Origin of the sequence: Candidatus Poriferisodalis sp. (assembly GCF_965204125.1) — a bacterium.
GTDB lineage: Bacteria > Actinomycetota > Acidimicrobiia > Acidimicrobiales > Poriferisodalaceae > Poriferisodalis.
In genome coordinates, this window is record NZ_OZ241968.1 from 723129 (window position 1) to 737803 (window position 14675).

Annotated in this window: 10 protein-coding genes; 3 read left to right on the top strand and 7 right to left on the bottom strand. The window is 67.2% G+C overall.

Annotated features, from left to right (window positions below; all coding sequences use genetic code 11):
• Positions 1–14 precede the first annotated feature (14 nt).
• A complete protein-coding gene (locus tag ACOGXD_RS03555; protein ID WP_419916544.1) occupies positions 15–536 on the bottom strand; it encodes a shikimate kinase in 522 nt (173 codons plus the stop codon).
• Positions 537–698: 162 nt separating this feature from the next.
• Between ACOGXD_RS03555 and ACOGXD_RS03560 the strand changes: the two genes are divergently transcribed.
• Positions 699–1403: an arsenate reductase ArsC gene (locus ACOGXD_RS03560; RefSeq protein ID WP_419916545.1), complete on the top strand. Its 705-nt coding sequence runs from the start codon at positions 699–701 to the stop codon at positions 1401–1403.
• Positions 1404–1455: 52 nt separating this feature from the next.
• Here ACOGXD_RS03560 and ACOGXD_RS03565 read toward each other — a convergent pair whose 3' ends face one another.
• From ACOGXD_RS03565 to ACOGXD_RS03580, 4 genes are all read right to left on the bottom strand, one after another.
• Positions 1456–3039, bottom strand: coding sequence for a trimethylamine methyltransferase family protein (locus tag ACOGXD_RS03565; RefSeq protein ID WP_419916546.1), 1584 nt, complete (start codon positions 3037–3039; stop codon positions 1456–1458).
• Positions 3036–5546, bottom strand: coding sequence for a GcvT family protein (locus tag ACOGXD_RS03570; protein ID WP_419916547.1), 2511 nt, complete (start codon positions 5544–5546; stop codon positions 3036–3038). Before ACOGXD_RS03570 ends, ACOGXD_RS03565 begins: the two co-directional genes overlap by 4 nt.
• 195 nt (positions 5547–5741) lie before the next feature.
• Entirely contained in the window at positions 5742–8285 is a 2544-nt protein-coding gene (locus ACOGXD_RS03575) for a GcvT family protein (protein ID WP_419916548.1), read from the bottom strand.
• Between the two features lie 10 nt (positions 8286–8295).
• Entirely contained in the window at positions 8296–9534 is a 1239-nt protein-coding gene (locus ACOGXD_RS03580) for an alpha-hydroxy acid oxidase (protein ID WP_419916549.1), read from the bottom strand.
• Between the two features lie 24 nt (positions 9535–9558).
• On the opposite strand from ACOGXD_RS03580, the gene ACOGXD_RS03585 reads away from it, so the two are divergent.
• A complete protein-coding gene (locus ACOGXD_RS03585) occupies positions 9559–10848 on the top strand; it encodes an aspartate aminotransferase family protein (RefSeq protein ID WP_419916550.1) in 1290 nt (429 codons plus the stop codon).
• A 41-nt stretch (positions 10849–10889) separates the two neighbouring features.
• Here ACOGXD_RS03585 and ACOGXD_RS03590 read toward each other — a convergent pair whose 3' ends face one another.
• Both ACOGXD_RS03590 and ACOGXD_RS03595 read right to left on the bottom strand, forming a co-directional pair.
• On the bottom strand, positions 10890–11954 hold the full coding sequence (locus tag ACOGXD_RS03590; protein WP_419916551.1) for a zinc-dependent alcohol dehydrogenase: 1065 nt from the start codon (positions 11952–11954) through the stop codon (positions 10890–10892).
• A 43-nt stretch (positions 11955–11997) separates the two neighbouring features.
• Entirely contained in the window at positions 11998–13113 is a 1116-nt protein-coding gene (locus ACOGXD_RS03595) for an alpha/beta hydrolase family esterase (RefSeq protein WP_419916552.1), read from the bottom strand.
• On the opposite strand from ACOGXD_RS03595, the gene ACOGXD_RS03600 reads away from it, so the two are divergent.
• Positions 13096–14628, top strand: a complete 1533-nt coding sequence (locus ACOGXD_RS03600) for an MFS transporter (RefSeq protein WP_419916553.1) — start codon at positions 13096–13098, stop codon at positions 14626–14628. The two genes, ACOGXD_RS03595 and ACOGXD_RS03600, sit on opposite strands and share 18 nt — an antisense overlap.
• Positions 14629–14675: the final 47 nt, after the last annotated feature.

Consider the following 14675-nt stretch of genomic DNA (forward strand, 5'->3'; position numbering starts at 1 on the left):
GGCGCTGTCGCAGGTCAGTCTTCGAGGCGGTCGATGATGTCTGTTGCTATGTCCTGCGGTGAGCGGCCCGCCGTGTGGACCTGCTCGAATTGCCCGTATCCCGCTGCCCGTTCGTTCAGGAGGCGGGCTACTGCGGACGCTGGATCGTCGCCTGCAAGCAGCGGCCGTACCGGGCCATCGACGTCGGCTCTCAGGCGGCGGACGATCTCGTCAGCACTAGCGGCAAGGCAGAAGACGCGACCCGTGGCGGTCAGCGCATCGGCATTTGCCGGATCGAGCAGCATCCGGCCGCCGGTGGCGATGACGTGGTGCCGGCTGCGGGCGACATCAGCGGCCGTCTCGCGCTCAAGTGCTCGAAAAGCGTCCTCGCCCTGCTCGGCAAAGATGACGTCGATCGGTCCGTGCCGAACCACGATCACGTCGTCGGTGTCGACGAATGTCCAGCCGAGGTCACGCGCGACCAACCGGCCCACGGTGGTTTTTCCTGTCCCCATGAACCCCGTCAGCACCACGTTGAGCTCGGGCGAGCAAGTCACAGGATCACGCTAGGACGCCGAGCCGGCAGCGCGAACATTGCGGAAACATCGGCCAACGATGCCGCGACATCGCTTGATCCTTCTCGCGGTCGCCGCTTACCTACGACGCTGAGCCGGATGCCGCGCGGCGGCAGCTGCCCGGCCGTACACCCAGGAGCACCCATGTCCACGAACTCGACATCGGACGGCGCTGCACCGCGCAACTTCGCCGCCAGTGATCACGAGATCGGCCTGCCGGAGTTCACCACCGAGCAGCTGCTGCTGATCAAGCAGGGTTCGGCTCGGCTGCGCGACGAGTTCGATGGCGTCTTCAATGCCGAGACCATCGAGCGCTACATGCTCGACTCACGCACGAAGCTCAAGGCCGGGGCGAGGCTGCTGGACTGGCTGCCGCTGCTGATCGAACGCTTCACCCGCGACCGCTTGCGAGCGCTCAAGCGTCTCGAAGTCGGCTCGCTCGACGTACCCGCGGTGCTGTTCCTGTGCACGCACAACGCGGGGCGCTCCCAGATGGCGGCCGGCTGGCTCCGGCGCCTTGCGGGCAGCCGCGTCGACGTGTTCTCCGGCGGTTCGGATCCCGGGCTTGAGACCAACGCCGCCGTTATCGAGGCCATGGGCGAGATCGGCATCGACATCACCGGTGAGTACCCCAAGCCGTGGACCGATGAGATTGCCCGGGCGGCCGACGTGATCGTCACCATGGGATGCGGCGACGCCTGCCCCATCTTTCCGGGCAAGCGCTACGAGGACTGGGAACTCACTGACCCGGCAGGCCAAGCGATTGAGGTTGTGCGGGAGGTACGTGACGACATCGGCCAGCGCGTCGGCGCGCTCTTGGCCACGCTCAATATCTCCGCGGCGGCCTAGTCGCTGCGCTCACGGCCGCTCGGGCCACGGCTTCGCCATTCGGCTCAGCCCCTTAGGAGGCGACTGCAGTAGTCGAAGGGCCTTGGGACGGCAGGCCGATCGGGAAGGCGTCCCGGACAGCGGCGTCGACCGCAGGGCTGATATGCGACGGCCAGTGGCTCTCGAGCGTGGCCACCACATGGTCGTGGGCCACATCGTGCGCGGCCCGGCTGCCCGCCTCGGTCCAGTCCTCGGGAGTGTCCCGGTTGGACACCAGCGGGTAGAGGTACTCGGTTTCCATGAGCTCGAGCGTCTGCGGCGAGCCCAGAAAGTGGCCCGGCCCGGCGATGACTTCGCCGATGAGCTCTGCCGACAACGTGTCGGCGTTCACCTCGATGCCGCGCACGGTGCGGTTGATGGCGCCGAGCATGTCGTTGTCGATCACCAGCGCCTCGTACGAGCACGCCAGCAGACTCGCCAGCATCCCTGCCGACTCATAGACGATGTTCGCTCCCGCATGGCCGGCCAGCCCGACGTTCAGGCCCTTCTCATAGCCGGCTTGGGCGTCGTTCACCTTGGAATCGGTCATGCCCGCGGCCACGCCGGTGGGCAGCCCGAGCCAGTGGCCGACTTCGGCCGCTGCGGCGTTGAGGATTCCCTCCTCGCCCGATCCCCCGCTCATGGCACCCGTGCGCAGGTCCGACACGAACGGCCACAGGCCCAGCAGGCAGGGATGGCCCGGCGACAGCAGGTTCACGAAGGTCAACCCCCCGAGGCACTCGGCCACCGCCTGCGCCAGAGCGCCAGCGAGCGCCGCAGGCGCAGTGGCACCGGCCTGCAGCGCCGACAGCAGGTTGATGGGCATGCCGGTGCGCACCTGCGCGACGAGGCACCTCGCCGAGTCGTAGGCAAAGCGCAGCGGTGGCACGACGAACGTGTTGTTGGCCGCGATGAAGGGGCGCTTCGCGAACTCGCCCTCGCCTCCCAGCACGAGGTCGAACATCTCGACCGACTCGTACACCCACTCCGGCTCGAACCACGACGATCCGCCCGGCTTGGTGGTGCTGCACATCACTGCGTATGCAGTGGTCATGTCGAGGTCACGGGTCTCGACCATGTCGCGTGCCACCACCGTGCGCACGTAGAAGTGCAGGTTGTCGAGCGTGTCGACCAAGCGGCCGCAGTCGTACACGTCCTGCGCGAGCGAATCGCGGAACGTGCTGGTCTCGTGGTCGTACATCATCACCGCGGCGCCTGACGTGCCGAAATAGACGTGCTCGCCACCCACGTGCACCGATTGGTCGTCGTCGAAGCCGTGCCAGATCCACTCCTTGGCCGCCGTCTCGATGGCGCGTTCCACGACACCGCGAGGCAGGTGAATGCGTCCGTTGTCGTCGACCCACCCGCCCACAGGCGTCGCCGCCTCGACGAACTCGTCGAGGGGATCGCCCATGCCGACGTCTTCGAGCAGCCCGAGTGCGGTGTCGTACACCTGCTGCATGTCGCTCTCGGTCAGCGGTTTGAATCGACCCGCGGGCAGGCCGGGGCGAACTGGCCTGCGATCGCGCTCAGGTGCTGCTTCGCGGACGGCGATGCGGCCGGCGCGGCCGCCGCCGCGGCGCCGGCGGGGTGCCTCGCCGGTGTCGGTCTCGCTCATGACCGCAAGCCCTGGTTCTGCGGGTCGTAGGCCGATTCGGCTAGCACAGTCGCTGTGCGCCGTTCGCCGAGCAGGTCCAGCTCGAAGGTGCTGCCGGGGGCTTCGAACTGTGGGTCGACGTACACGAAGGCCAAGCTGCGGCCCACGGTGTGTCCCCAGGCACCGCTCGTGCCGATGCCCATGGGCTCGTCACTGCCCGGCGCAAAGGCCGGCTCGTTGCCGCGGACGTCGTTGCCCATCGGACCCATCTCGGTGTCCACCTCGCAGTACACGAGCACCATGGACAGCGGCTCGCCCTGCTGCTCAGACTCTCGCCGAGCCTGTGCCGCGTCACGGCCGAGGAAGGGGCGGCTGTAGTCCACGAACCGCCCGAGTCGGGCCTCAACCGGCGTGATCTCGGTGGTCAGCTCGCTGCCCCATGCCTTGTAGGCCTTCTCGATGCGCATGACGTTCATGGCGTAGCTGCCGAAGTGCACCAGGCCGTGGGACTCGCCGGCTTCGGCGACTGCGTCATACACGCGGGCCAGATCGTCCATCGGGCAGTGCAGCTCCCAGCCCAGTTCGCCGACGTAGGACACCCGCAGCGCGATGACGGGCACGCCTGCCACCGAGATCTGCTGGGCAGTCAGCCAGCTGAACCCGTCGTTGCTGAGGTCGGCGTCGGTCACCGGCGACAGCACGTCACGTGCACGCGGGCCGGTCACCCCCAAGATGGCGGTGCTGTCGGTGGCGTCGCGCACACTCACCTGCTCGTCGGCCTCGACGTGATCGCGCAGCCAGTCGAGGTCGTGGCTCTGGCCCATGATCGCGGAGGCCAGCCAGAACCGGTCCGGCGCCAGCCGTGCAATGGTCATCTCGCACTCGATGCCGCCCAGCTCGGTGAGCATGTGCGTCAGGCGGATGCCGCCGTCGCGCCCGGGCAGGCGGTTGGCTGACAGCCGATCCAGCAGGGCGGCCGCATCGGGCCCGGTCACCTCGAACTTGGCGAATGCGCTCAGATCGGCCACGCCCACCCGCTCGCGAACGCCGCGCACCTCGGCACCGACGATGTCATGCGCGTTGGAGCGACGGAACGAGTGCGCTTCAGGCGTGCCGTCGGGCGAGAAGTACTGGGGGCGCTCCCACCCGTAGATCTCCTGCCACTGCGCTCCCAGCGCGTCAAAGCGGCCCCACAGCGGCGTGGTCTTGACCGGCCTGCCGGCGGCTCGCTGCTCCCCCGGCAGCCGCACTTGGTACATCTCGTGGTACTCGTCGAGCGCCTTCTCGAGGGCGAACTGCGACTTGGGGCCGGTGTGGTCGCCGAAGCGGCGCGGATCCATGGCGCGCACGTTGATCTCGGTCTGGCCGTGAACCATCCACTGCGCCAGGAACTTCCCGGCACCCGGGCCTTGGGTGATGCCGATGGATGCCCCGTTGCAGTGCCAGTAGTTGCGCACCCCCGGTGCGGGCCCCATGAGATAGCCCGAGTCGGGGGTGTGGGTGATCGGCCCGGACACAACTTGCTTGATGCCCGCGTCGGACAGCACGCCGATGCGCTGCTGAGCGAAGTCGAGGCATTCTTCGAGTACGTCGAGGTTCTCGCCGGGCAGGTGGAAGTGCAGGTCCCAGTCGATGCCGTCGACGCCGTAGGACCGGGAGCCGGACATCTCGTACGGCCCAATGAGCAGGCCATCGATCTCCTGGCGGTAGTAGCACGAGGCGCGGGGATCGCGCACCACTGGCAGTTCGAAATCGAGGGCTTCGACTTCGGGCACGGTCTCGGTCACCAAGTACTGGTGGATAACCGACACGATCGGAACGTCGAGCCCGATCATGGCGCCGAGCTGGGGTGCGTAGTGCCCGGCGGCGTTCACGACGTGCTCGCAGTGGATGGTGTCCTGCTCGTCGCGGCCGTTCGAACCGTTGCGGCGGCGGGCCGGATCGGCACCGCCGCGCACGATCGTGACATCCCAACTGCCGTCGGCGCGCTGGGACATGCCGGTCACGAGCGTGTGGCGCATGATCCGGCAGCCGAGGTCGCGGGCACCCTTGGCCATGGCGTTCGTGCAGCTCGACGGATCGGTCCAGCCGTCATGGGGTGTGTAGAAGCCGAGTCGCACGTCGTCGAGATCGGTCAGCAGCGGGTGCCGTTCGGCAATCTCCGCGGGGCCGATCAGATGCGACTCGACACCGATCTGGGTGAGCATGGCGTGGACGTAGTGGTGCCAGTCGGCCTCGTCGGCCGTGCGCGCCAATCGGATTGCGCCGCAGCCGTGCCAGCCCGCCGACAGTCCTGTCTCGGCTTCGAGGCGCGGGTAGAGAGCGACCGCCTCCTGGTGCACCTTGGCCATGTTGAGATCGCCGATGAAGTTCGGGATCAGGCCGGCCGCGTGCCAGGTGGACCCAGAGGTGAGCTCGCCCTTCTCGACCAGGATCGTGTCGGTCCAGCCTTCGTGCGCGAGGGCATACAGCAGGCCGGCCCCCATCGCGCCGCCGCCGATGATGACGCATTGCGCTTGTTCAGGCATGCTCAGCGATGCCGGGCCTGCTCAGACATACACAGGTCCCCATTTGTCCAGGCCAAAGGTGAGCCGAACCCCCCGGTTCGGGCCCCGTGGCATGCCGACGTGGTGCGCGCAAATTACCACCGCTCCGCGCACCACTGCGCGCATCTTGACGCTCTTGAATATGCAATCCGAAAGTTCAGGTTGCAGATCGCAGGACTACAGGCGGACGCGCTGGTTGGTGGGGTCGTAGAAGCTGCGGATCGACGGCGTGGCGGTGATGCGGCGGCCGGCGATCTCGATGTCGAAGCTGCTGGCTTCGAGCCAGGACTTGGTGACGGCCTGCGGCTCGGGGTCGGCCGCGGACGGGTGCGTCACGTAGCCCATCGCCAGGCAGCGGTCCTCGGTGTAGCTCCACATGGCCGAGGTGACCCGTCCGACGAGCTCGCCGTCGCGGCGGATCGGTTCGTCGTGATAGGCGAGCAGGTCGGGGTCTTCGATGCGGAACTGGATGAGCCGCCGCGTGCGCGGCTCGTGACGCTGCGATTCCAGCGCGGCGCGGCCGATGAAGTCCCGCTGCTTGTCCCACGCGATCGCGAAGCCCAGACCGGCCTCCAGCGGCGTGTCCTCGTCGCTGATGTCGTGGCCCCAGTGGCGGTATCCGCATTCCAGACGCAGGGTGTTCATGGCGTGGTAGCCCGCGTGGCCAAGCTGCAGTGAGTCATCGGCCGCTGCAGCGTCCTTGAGTGCCTCGTACACCGCCACCGCTCGCTCGTTGCGGACGTAGAGCTCCCAGCCGAGCTCGCCGACGTAGCTCATACGAATCGCGAGCACCTCCATCGGGCCGCCTGCTGTCGCGACATCGATGTGCTGAGCACTGCCGAAGCCGAAGGACTCGTTGTCGAGCGGGGTGTCGGTGACGCAGCTCAGCAGCTCGCGCGAGCGTGGGCCCATCAGCCCCAGCACAGCCCAGTCGTCGGTCACGTCTGCAATTTCGACGTCCCGTCCTCGGCAGTGACGCCGCAGCCACGCCCAATCACGGGTCTGGCAAGCCGCCGACGTGACCACCCAGAAGTCGTCATCGCCGAGCCGCGTCACGGTCAGATCAGCCTCGATGCCGCCGCGCTCGTTGCACCACTGGGTGTACACGGCACGCCCGGCAGGCACATCGACGTCGGCGACGCTGAGCGTGTCGAGCACATCCAGTGCGTCTGGGCCCCGCACCGTGAACTTGACGAACGACGACTGATCGAACACCGCCACGCCGTTGCGGACGGCATCGCACTCGCGGCCTGCGTTGGACCACCAGTTCTGCTTGCCGTAGCTGTAGCGGTACTCCCGCTCCTGGCCGGGCTCGGCGAACCAGTTGGCCCGCTCCCAGCCCGCCGTCTCGCCGAACACGGCGCCCGCCGCATCCATGGCGTCGTGCAGTGCCGAGCGGCGCTGGTCACGGGCGCTCGTGTACTGGAAGAACGGCCAGTGCATCGCGTACAGCAGCCCGAGACTCTCGCTGATGCGCTCGCCCAGATACGTCTCGTCGGCCTGGAACGGCATGGCCCGGCGGATGTCCACTGCGCACAGGTCCATCGGCGGCTGCCGGTCCGCGATCCAGTCGGCCAGCACCCAGCCCGCCCCGCCGGCCGACTGGATGCCCACGGAGTTGAAGCCCGCGGCCACGAAGCAGCCGTCGACCTCAGGCGCCTCGCCGAGGTAATAGGTGCCGTCGGGGGTGAACGACTCGGGACCGTTGAAGAACAGCTGCACCCCGCAGTCCGCCAACACCGGCACGCGGTGGCACGAACGCTCATAGACCGGGCCGACATGGTCCCAGTCCTCGTCCAGCGTGCCGAACTTGAAGTTGCGCGGGATGCCGCCGAGGCGCCACACCTTGGCTGCCGGCTCGAAGAAACCGACCATCAGCTTGCCGGTCTCTTCCTTGAAGTACGTGAAGTTGGTGGGGTCGCGCACGATGGGCGTGGAGGTGTCGAGCCCTTCGAGCGGCTCGGTGACTACGTAGAAGTGCTCGCACGCCTGCAGCGGAACGTTCACGCCGATCTGTGCGGCGAGATGGCGGGTCCACATGCCCGTGGCCAGCACCACGGTCTCGGTCTCGATGAGGTGGTCGCCCCCGGCGGCGCCGCCTGCCGGCTCAGTCCGGACGCCGCTGATGGCACCGTTGCGGGTCTCCAGCTCGGTGACGGCAACGCCCTCGATGATGCGGCACCCGCGAGCACGTGCGCCCTTGGCCAGCGCCATCGTGACATCGACCGGTGACACCATCCCGTCGTCGGGCAGGTACAGCGCGCCGACCAGGTCGTCGGTTCGCATCAGCGGCCACATCTGCGACAGCTCGTCCATGTCGAGCTCGCGGGACTCGACACCGATGGACCTGCCCATGGATGCGCCACGCAGGATCTCCTCCCAGCGCTCGCCGTCGGATGCCACCGAGATCGAGCCCGGCGCCCGGAATCCCGTCGCCTGACCTGTCTCGTCCTCCAGCGCTTCGAACAAGCGCACGGTGTAGGTGGCCAGCTTGGTCAGGCTGTAGGTCGACTTGAGCTGCGCTGCTAATCCGGCCGCGTGCCAGGTCGTGCCCGAGGTGAGCTGGTTCTGCTCCAGCAACAACACGTCGGTGATGCCTCGCCGCACCAAGTGGTACGCAACCGCGCAGCCCACGACACCGCCGCCCACGACGACCACTTCGGCACGATCTGGAAGCGAGCGATCGCCAAGGGCGCGCCCGGGTGATGTCTGTTCTGCCATCAGTGCCGCCTCAGACGCGTTCGAGCAGGTCGGGGGTCAGGTCCGCAGTGGAACGAACGCCATTCAGGCGCATCGTGCGGGTCATCCCCTCGACGAAATAGTTGAGCACCCAGTCGACACCAGTCTCGCCTGCAGCGCCGAGGGCATACAGGTATGCCCGGCCGATCATCGCTGAGTCGGCTCCGAGAGCCAGCGCCTTCACGATGTCGCTGCCGCGCCGGATGCCCCCGTCGCAGATCACCTCGCAACGGTCGCCGACGGCCTCTCGGATGGCAGGCACGCACTCCACCGGCGCCGGTGCCCCGTCGAGCTGGCGCCCGCCGTGATTCGACACAATGACCGCGTCGAGCTCCATGTCGGCAGCGATTTTGGCGTCGTCGGGCGACAGCACCCCCTTGAGCATCACGGGCCCGTCCCAGCGATCGCGGAACCACTCGATGTCATCCCATGACAGCGACGGATCGAATTGGCTGTTGATGTAGTCGGCCAGCGCCACGGCATCGCCGCCGTCGCCGCCCGCAGCCCCCTCGCAATTCGAGAATTTGATCGGTTCGTTGCTGAGGAAGTCCAGCAGCCAGCGGGGATGCATCAGCCCGTCGATGATCGTGTCGGGGCCCAGCTTGGGCGGAAGGCTGAAGCCGTGCCGGACGTCGCGCTCGCGGCGACCGAGCACCGCAGTGTCGACTGTGATCATGATGGCCTCGTAGCCGGCCGCCGCAGAGCGCTTCAGCAGATCGGCCATCAGCTCGCGGTCGCGCCAGACGTACACCTGGAAGAACTTCCTGCCGTCACAGACATCAGCGACCTCCTCCACCGAGCGCGTCCCCATGGTCGACAGCGAGTACGGGATGCCGGCGCGCTCGGCGGCGCGGGCCACGGCCAGCTCCCCCTGAGAGTGGGCGATGCGGTCAAAGCCGGTCGGTGCGATGACGAGCGGGATCGGCACTTCTCGGCCCAGGACCTTGCCCGAGATGTCCACATCGGTGACGTCTCGCAGCACTCGAGGCCGGAACTGCCAGCGGTGATACGCGGAGACGCTGCGCTCGGCGCTGACCTCGTCCTCCGCTGCCCCGTCGATGTAGTCGAAGCAGCCGCCCGGCATGCGGCGTTTGGCCATGCGGCGCAGGTCAGACACGTCGGCGGCGCGGATCAGGTGCCGTTTGTCGGCATCGCGTTCGAACTCGCCGAACTGCATGACGCTGCGGGCCGTTTCGTAGGCCTGCGATACCCATTTCGTCAACCCCGCCATGGACGCGAACTCTACGATGTCGCCATGGCCACAAACGCCGATCTGGCAGAGCGTTACCGCGCGATCCTGCCCAGCTTCATCAGCCCGCTGTACGAGCGACCGGTCTCGATCGACCGCGGCGAGGGGAGCTATGTCTTCGACAGCGAAGGCACCCGCTACCTGGACTTCTTCGGCGGGATCCTCACCACCATGATCGGGCACGCCAATCCCGTTGTAGTCGAGGCCGTACAGGCCCAGGCAGCCAAGGTGATGCACACTTCGACGCTGTATCTGAACGAGGAGATGATCTCGTTCGCCGAAGAGGTGGCGGCCGTCTCGGGCATTCCCGACCCCCGGGTGCTGTTCACCACGTCGGGCAGCGAGGCCAACGACACCGCGATCCTGCTAGCGACCAACTACCGCAATAGCAACCAGGTGTTGGCGATGCGCAACAGCTACCACGGCCGCTCGCTCACGGCCCAGGCGATCACCAGCCATCGCGCCTGGTCCACCAGCAGCTACAGCGGGCTCGACGTGCAGTTTGTGCAGGGCGGCTACCGGCTGCGCAGCCCGTTCCGGCAGCTCGACGACGACGCCTTCACCAATGCCTGCGTGGAGGATCTCGTCCAGCTCATCGACATGACCGATTCCGGCGGCTTCTCGGCACTCATCGCCGAGCCCATCCAGGGGGTCGGCGGCTTTGCCACGCCGCCCGATGGCTTCTTCGGGGCCATGGGCAAGGTGCTGCACTCGGAGGGGATCCTGTTCATCTCCGACGAGGTGCAGTCGGGCTGGGGTCGCACCGGCGAGCACTTCTGGGGCTATGAGGCCCACGGCATCACACCCGATGCGATCACCTTCGCCAAGGGCGTCGGCAATGGCATCACCCTGGCGGGCATCGTCGCCCGGGCCGAACTGATGAACTGCTTGACGCGCAACTCGATCACCACGTTCGGGGGGAACCCGCTCTCGACCGCAGCGGGGCGGGCGACGCTGCGCTACCTGCTCGAGAACGACCTGCAGGGCAACGCTGCGGCCCGCGGGGCGCAGATGCACGAGCGCTTGGCCCCCGTGTGCGACGCGTCGCCGCATGTGGCCGAGCTGCGCGGCAAGGGGCTGATGCAGGGTCTCGAGTTCTGCCACGCCGGCAGCATCGAGCCCGACGCTGCAACCACCGCAGCGGTGCTCGAATCCGCCAAAGACCACGGCCTGCTCGTGGGCAAGGGCGGTCTCTACGGCAACGTCATCCGCATCACGCCGATGCTGAACGTGACAGAAGCCGAGATGGACGAGGGCCTCGACATCCTCGTGCAGGTGATCGAAGCGCTCGACTGAGCCGGCACGCCCGGGCACTCGGCCGGGCGGCAGCGCGACGGTCAGTCGAAGCTGACCGAAACTTTCAGCGCGCCTGCGTCGTGGGGCTCGTGGGCCAGCCGGAAGGCGTCGCCGATCTCGCTCACGTCGAACACGTGGCTGACGAGCGGAGACACGTCGATGTCGCCCGAGGCGATGAGCTGCAGCGCTTGGCGGAATGACATGGAGCCCGGTTCGTCCTGGGCCCCGTAGGTGCTGGCGGCCGAGAGCCGCTTGCGGAAGAACTTCTGGAAGCGGACGTGGATGTTGTCGTCGGTCGACGGCAGTCCGAACCACAAGAGCTGACCGTCCATACGCACGAGCTCGACTGAGTCGAGGAACGTGTCGGAGCGGCCGACGGCCTCGACGACATAGTCGGCGCCGCGACCGTTTGTCATGTCCTTGACCGCCTCGATGACCCCGGCGTTGCCGAGCTCGGCGGCATTCAGGCACTCGTCCGCGCCGTATGCCTCGGCGACAGCCAGACGAGTCGGCGACAGGTCCGAGACGATGACCCGCTCGGCGCCTGCCCGCTTCAGCAGGTAGGTGAAGAACAGCCCCGCTGAGCCTTGGCCCATGACCATGACGGTCTCGCCGGTGACATCACGTGGGTGCTGGCGCATGGCGTAGATCACGGTGCCGAGTTGCTGGCCCATGAGCAGGTGCGAGCGAGGCACATCGCCAGCCGGCAATGGCACGCAGTAGCTGGAGTTGACCCGTTGGAAGGCGCAGAAGCACTCGCCTACCGGCGGGTTCGGGAACGTCAGCACGTGCGTGCCCTCGGGCAGGCCCGGCGCCCGGCTCTCCACCACCATGCCGATGCCTTCGTGACCGGGGAAGCCGTGCGGGCAGGGCGGTCGGTGAGCGAGGCCGGCGCCCATCATCACCATGTGCAGATCACTGCCGCAGATCGACGCCATCTCCGAGCGGATGAGCACGTCGTAGTTCACCGCCGTCATGCCCAAAGCGGCATCGGGCCGGGATGACGGTGCAGCGTCTGACGACGCCTCGTCCAGCGGCGGCACCGGGATCTCTTCGCACTCCATGCGACCCACGTCCACCATGCGGCCCGCCTTCATCATCTCCATACGTCTGCTCGCTTTCTGCCGTGCGCGCTGATTCTGGTCGCTCTCATTGGTTCAGCGAATACTGGCTCATGAACGCCCAGCCGTCCGCGGTGGCGCTGATGCCGGCATCTGAGCCGCCACCATTCTTGCTATTGCCCTTCTCCCACGATGAGCCGGGCCAGACGTGACCGAGGCCCTCGACCGCGTAGAAACGCAGTTCGACGCCGCCGTCACAATCGGTGTAGCTCGTGAGCGATGTCGTGGAGTCGAGCTCGCTCTCAGTCACGACCGCGCAGCCGAATGCAGCTGCGAACTCCGCGAGCTCGTCGGGGATGATCTCCGCGAAGAACGCTTCGAGCTCCCGGGCCTTCTCGCCTTCGATCTGCACACCCTGCAACAACACCGATTCTCGGCGGTCGTCGAAGGGCACAACTTCGTCGTCCGTGCCGTGAACGGCTGCCATCGCCACGGGGCGGGAGGGCTGGCACCCTGCGGGATGGCTGATGCCGCCGACAGAGAACGTCGCCGCAATCTGATCCGCCAATGTGCAGGCCAGATACGCACTGAAGTAGCCCCCGTTCGAGAAGCCGGTCGCATAGACGCGTGATTCGTCGATGCACGCTTGTTCGGAGACTCGATCGATCAGATCCCCGACGAACTGCACATCGTCACGCGACGAGGTGTCGCTGTGGGCGAGCTCCCAACTCCGGACGCCTCCCCAGTCGTTGTCGCCCAGACCGGACGGGTGGACGACCACGAAGCCCTCGTCATCGGCCAGATCGACGTAACCGGTGTAGGCCGCCTGGCCGGGTCCGTCGCCGCCTAGGCCGTGAAAGTTCACGACCAGCGGTGCGGGCGCCGATCCCCATGCCGACGCCGGCACATAGAGCAGGTACTCGTACTCGTTGCCTCCCGAGGCGAGACGGTGGCGACCGTGCGAACCGACGACATCGGCGTCCGGCAGACAGTCATCTGAGGCAGAGGCGCTCGTCGACGGTGCGGCCTCCTGCGATGTTTCAAGTGCTGGTGCTTCTGCGACGGCTGCCGACGATGTGGGTCGCACCGTCGTGCCGGCTGCGCCGTCCCCTGACGTGCACGCCGCGGCAGCAAGCGCGCACAGCACCGCCACGCACACGACCCGCTGCGGACCGATGAGGGTGCGGTGCCACAGCAGGCGCATCGGGGAAAGTTAGCTGGCAGGCTGTCGGGCGTGAATGTGCCGGTGGCGACCGCTGAGCGCAGCCAGCGGTTCGTTCGGGGCTGGGTCGTGCTCGCCGGAGTCTTCGGCGTGATGATGATCACCTCGGGCATGGTGTTCTACGCCTTGGGCGCGTTCTTGGACGCCTTCGTCGACGAGCAGGGATTCAGCACCGGACTGGCGGGTGCGGGCGTCGGCATGTTCTTGCTGGCCTCGGGTCTGTGCGGCTACTACACGGGCAAGCTGGTGAATCGCTTCGATGCCCGGTGGGTGATCACGGCGGGCACCGCAGTCAGCACCGTCGGCATGGCACTGCTCTCTCAGGTGCGCAGCGGCTGGCAGATGTTCGTCGTGATGACGATCTTCGGCATCGGCTTCGGGCTCTGCGGTCTGGTGCCCACCACGACATTGGTGACGCGCTGGTTCGAGCGCCGACGTTCGGTGGCGATGGCGATCTCGTCAACCGGTCTGTCACTCGGCGGCATCGTCCTGCTGCCGCAGATGAGCGTTCGAATCGAAGCGGACACGTTGGTCTACTGGGCCCCCCGATTCGCCGTCGTGTACTGCGTGCTGTTGCTGATCTCCACGTGGTTCTTTCTTCGAGCATGGCCCCGAGATGTGGGGCTGCTGCCCGACGGCGTCAGACAGTCCAGCGAGTCGGGCGATGCTCCCGCCGGACCGCCGCCCGGAACGCCGTACCAGCAGGCGATCCGCACACGGTTCTTCATCTTCACCGCCATCGGATTCGTGCTGGTGATGAGCAGCCAGGTCGGGGCGATTCAGCACATGTACAAGTTCACTGGCGACCGGTTGGGGTCGGATACCGCCGCCGCAACCGCTGTCGCAGTGCTCGCGGGCACGAGCGTCGTGGCGCGGATCTGCGGCGGCATCGCGGCACTCAAGGTGTCGCTGCGCTGGCTCACGATGGTGCTGATGGTGGTGCAGGTGGTCGGGCTGTGCATGCTGGCTGTCGCCGGCAGCGGGCTCGCCATCCTGTTCGGCGTGCTGGTGCTGGGCAGCGCCATGGGCAATCTGCTGATGCTGCACCCGCTGATCCTGGCCGATGCCTTCGGCGTGCGGGACTACCCGCGCATCTATGGCTTTGGCTCACTGTTGATGGTGTCCGGCCTGGCCGGTGGGCCGTTCCTCACCGGGGTCCTCAACGATGCGTACAGCTACCGGTCCGCGTTCTTCGCTTTGGCAGCGATCGCCGTGGCCGGTCTGGTCGTCTACAGCTTCGCCGGCAACCCAGTCCGCGACTACCTCACAGCTCCGGCGCCGGAATCCGCGTGGGCGGCTCCAGTCCGGCCTCGATCCGCACGGCCGACGCCGACACCCGTGCTGACCGTCACGCGTGATCTCCCCGAGGTAGTGCGCCAGCCCGTGTTCGTCGGCAACGGCATCAATGGTGCTCTCGAAGACGCATACGAACTCGACGAGATCGAGCGGATACGTCGCCGGGCTGCCCCCGCCGTCTGGGTCGTGGAATCGCTGTGATCTGACAGGTCGACGACGCCGACTCGCGACCTCGACCCACCCGCCAT

Excerpts from the sequence above, each read along its gene's own strand:
- ACOGXD_RS03580 (WP_419916549.1), bottom strand. The coding sequence starts at position 9,534 with ATGGCGGGGTTGACGAAATGGGTATCGCAGGCCTACGAAACGGCCCGC.
- ACOGXD_RS03575 (WP_419916548.1), bottom strand. The coding sequence starts at position 8,285 with ATGGCAGAACAGACATCACCCGGGCGCGCCCTTGGCGATCGCTCGCTT.
- ACOGXD_RS03595 (WP_419916552.1), bottom strand. The coding sequence starts at position 13,113 with ATGCGCCTGCTGTGGCACCGCACCCTCATCGGTCCGCAGCGGGTCGTG.
- ACOGXD_RS03585 (WP_419916550.1), top strand. The coding sequence starts at position 9,559 with ATGGCCACAAACGCCGATCTGGCAGAGCGTTACCGCGCGATCCTGCCC.
- ACOGXD_RS03565 (WP_419916546.1), bottom strand. The coding sequence starts at position 3,039 with ATGAGCGAGACCGACACCGGCGAGGCACCCCGCCGGCGCCGCGGCGGC.
- ACOGXD_RS03590 (WP_419916551.1), bottom strand. The coding sequence starts at position 11,954 with ATGGAGATGATGAAGGCGGGCCGCATGGTGGACGTGGGTCGCATGGAG.
- ACOGXD_RS03560 (WP_419916545.1), top strand. The coding sequence starts at position 699 with ATGTCCACGAACTCGACATCGGACGGCGCTGCACCGCGCAACTTCGCC.
- ACOGXD_RS03570 (WP_419916547.1), bottom strand. The coding sequence starts at position 5,546 with ATGCCTGAACAAGCGCAATGCGTCATCATCGGCGGCGGCGCGATGGGG.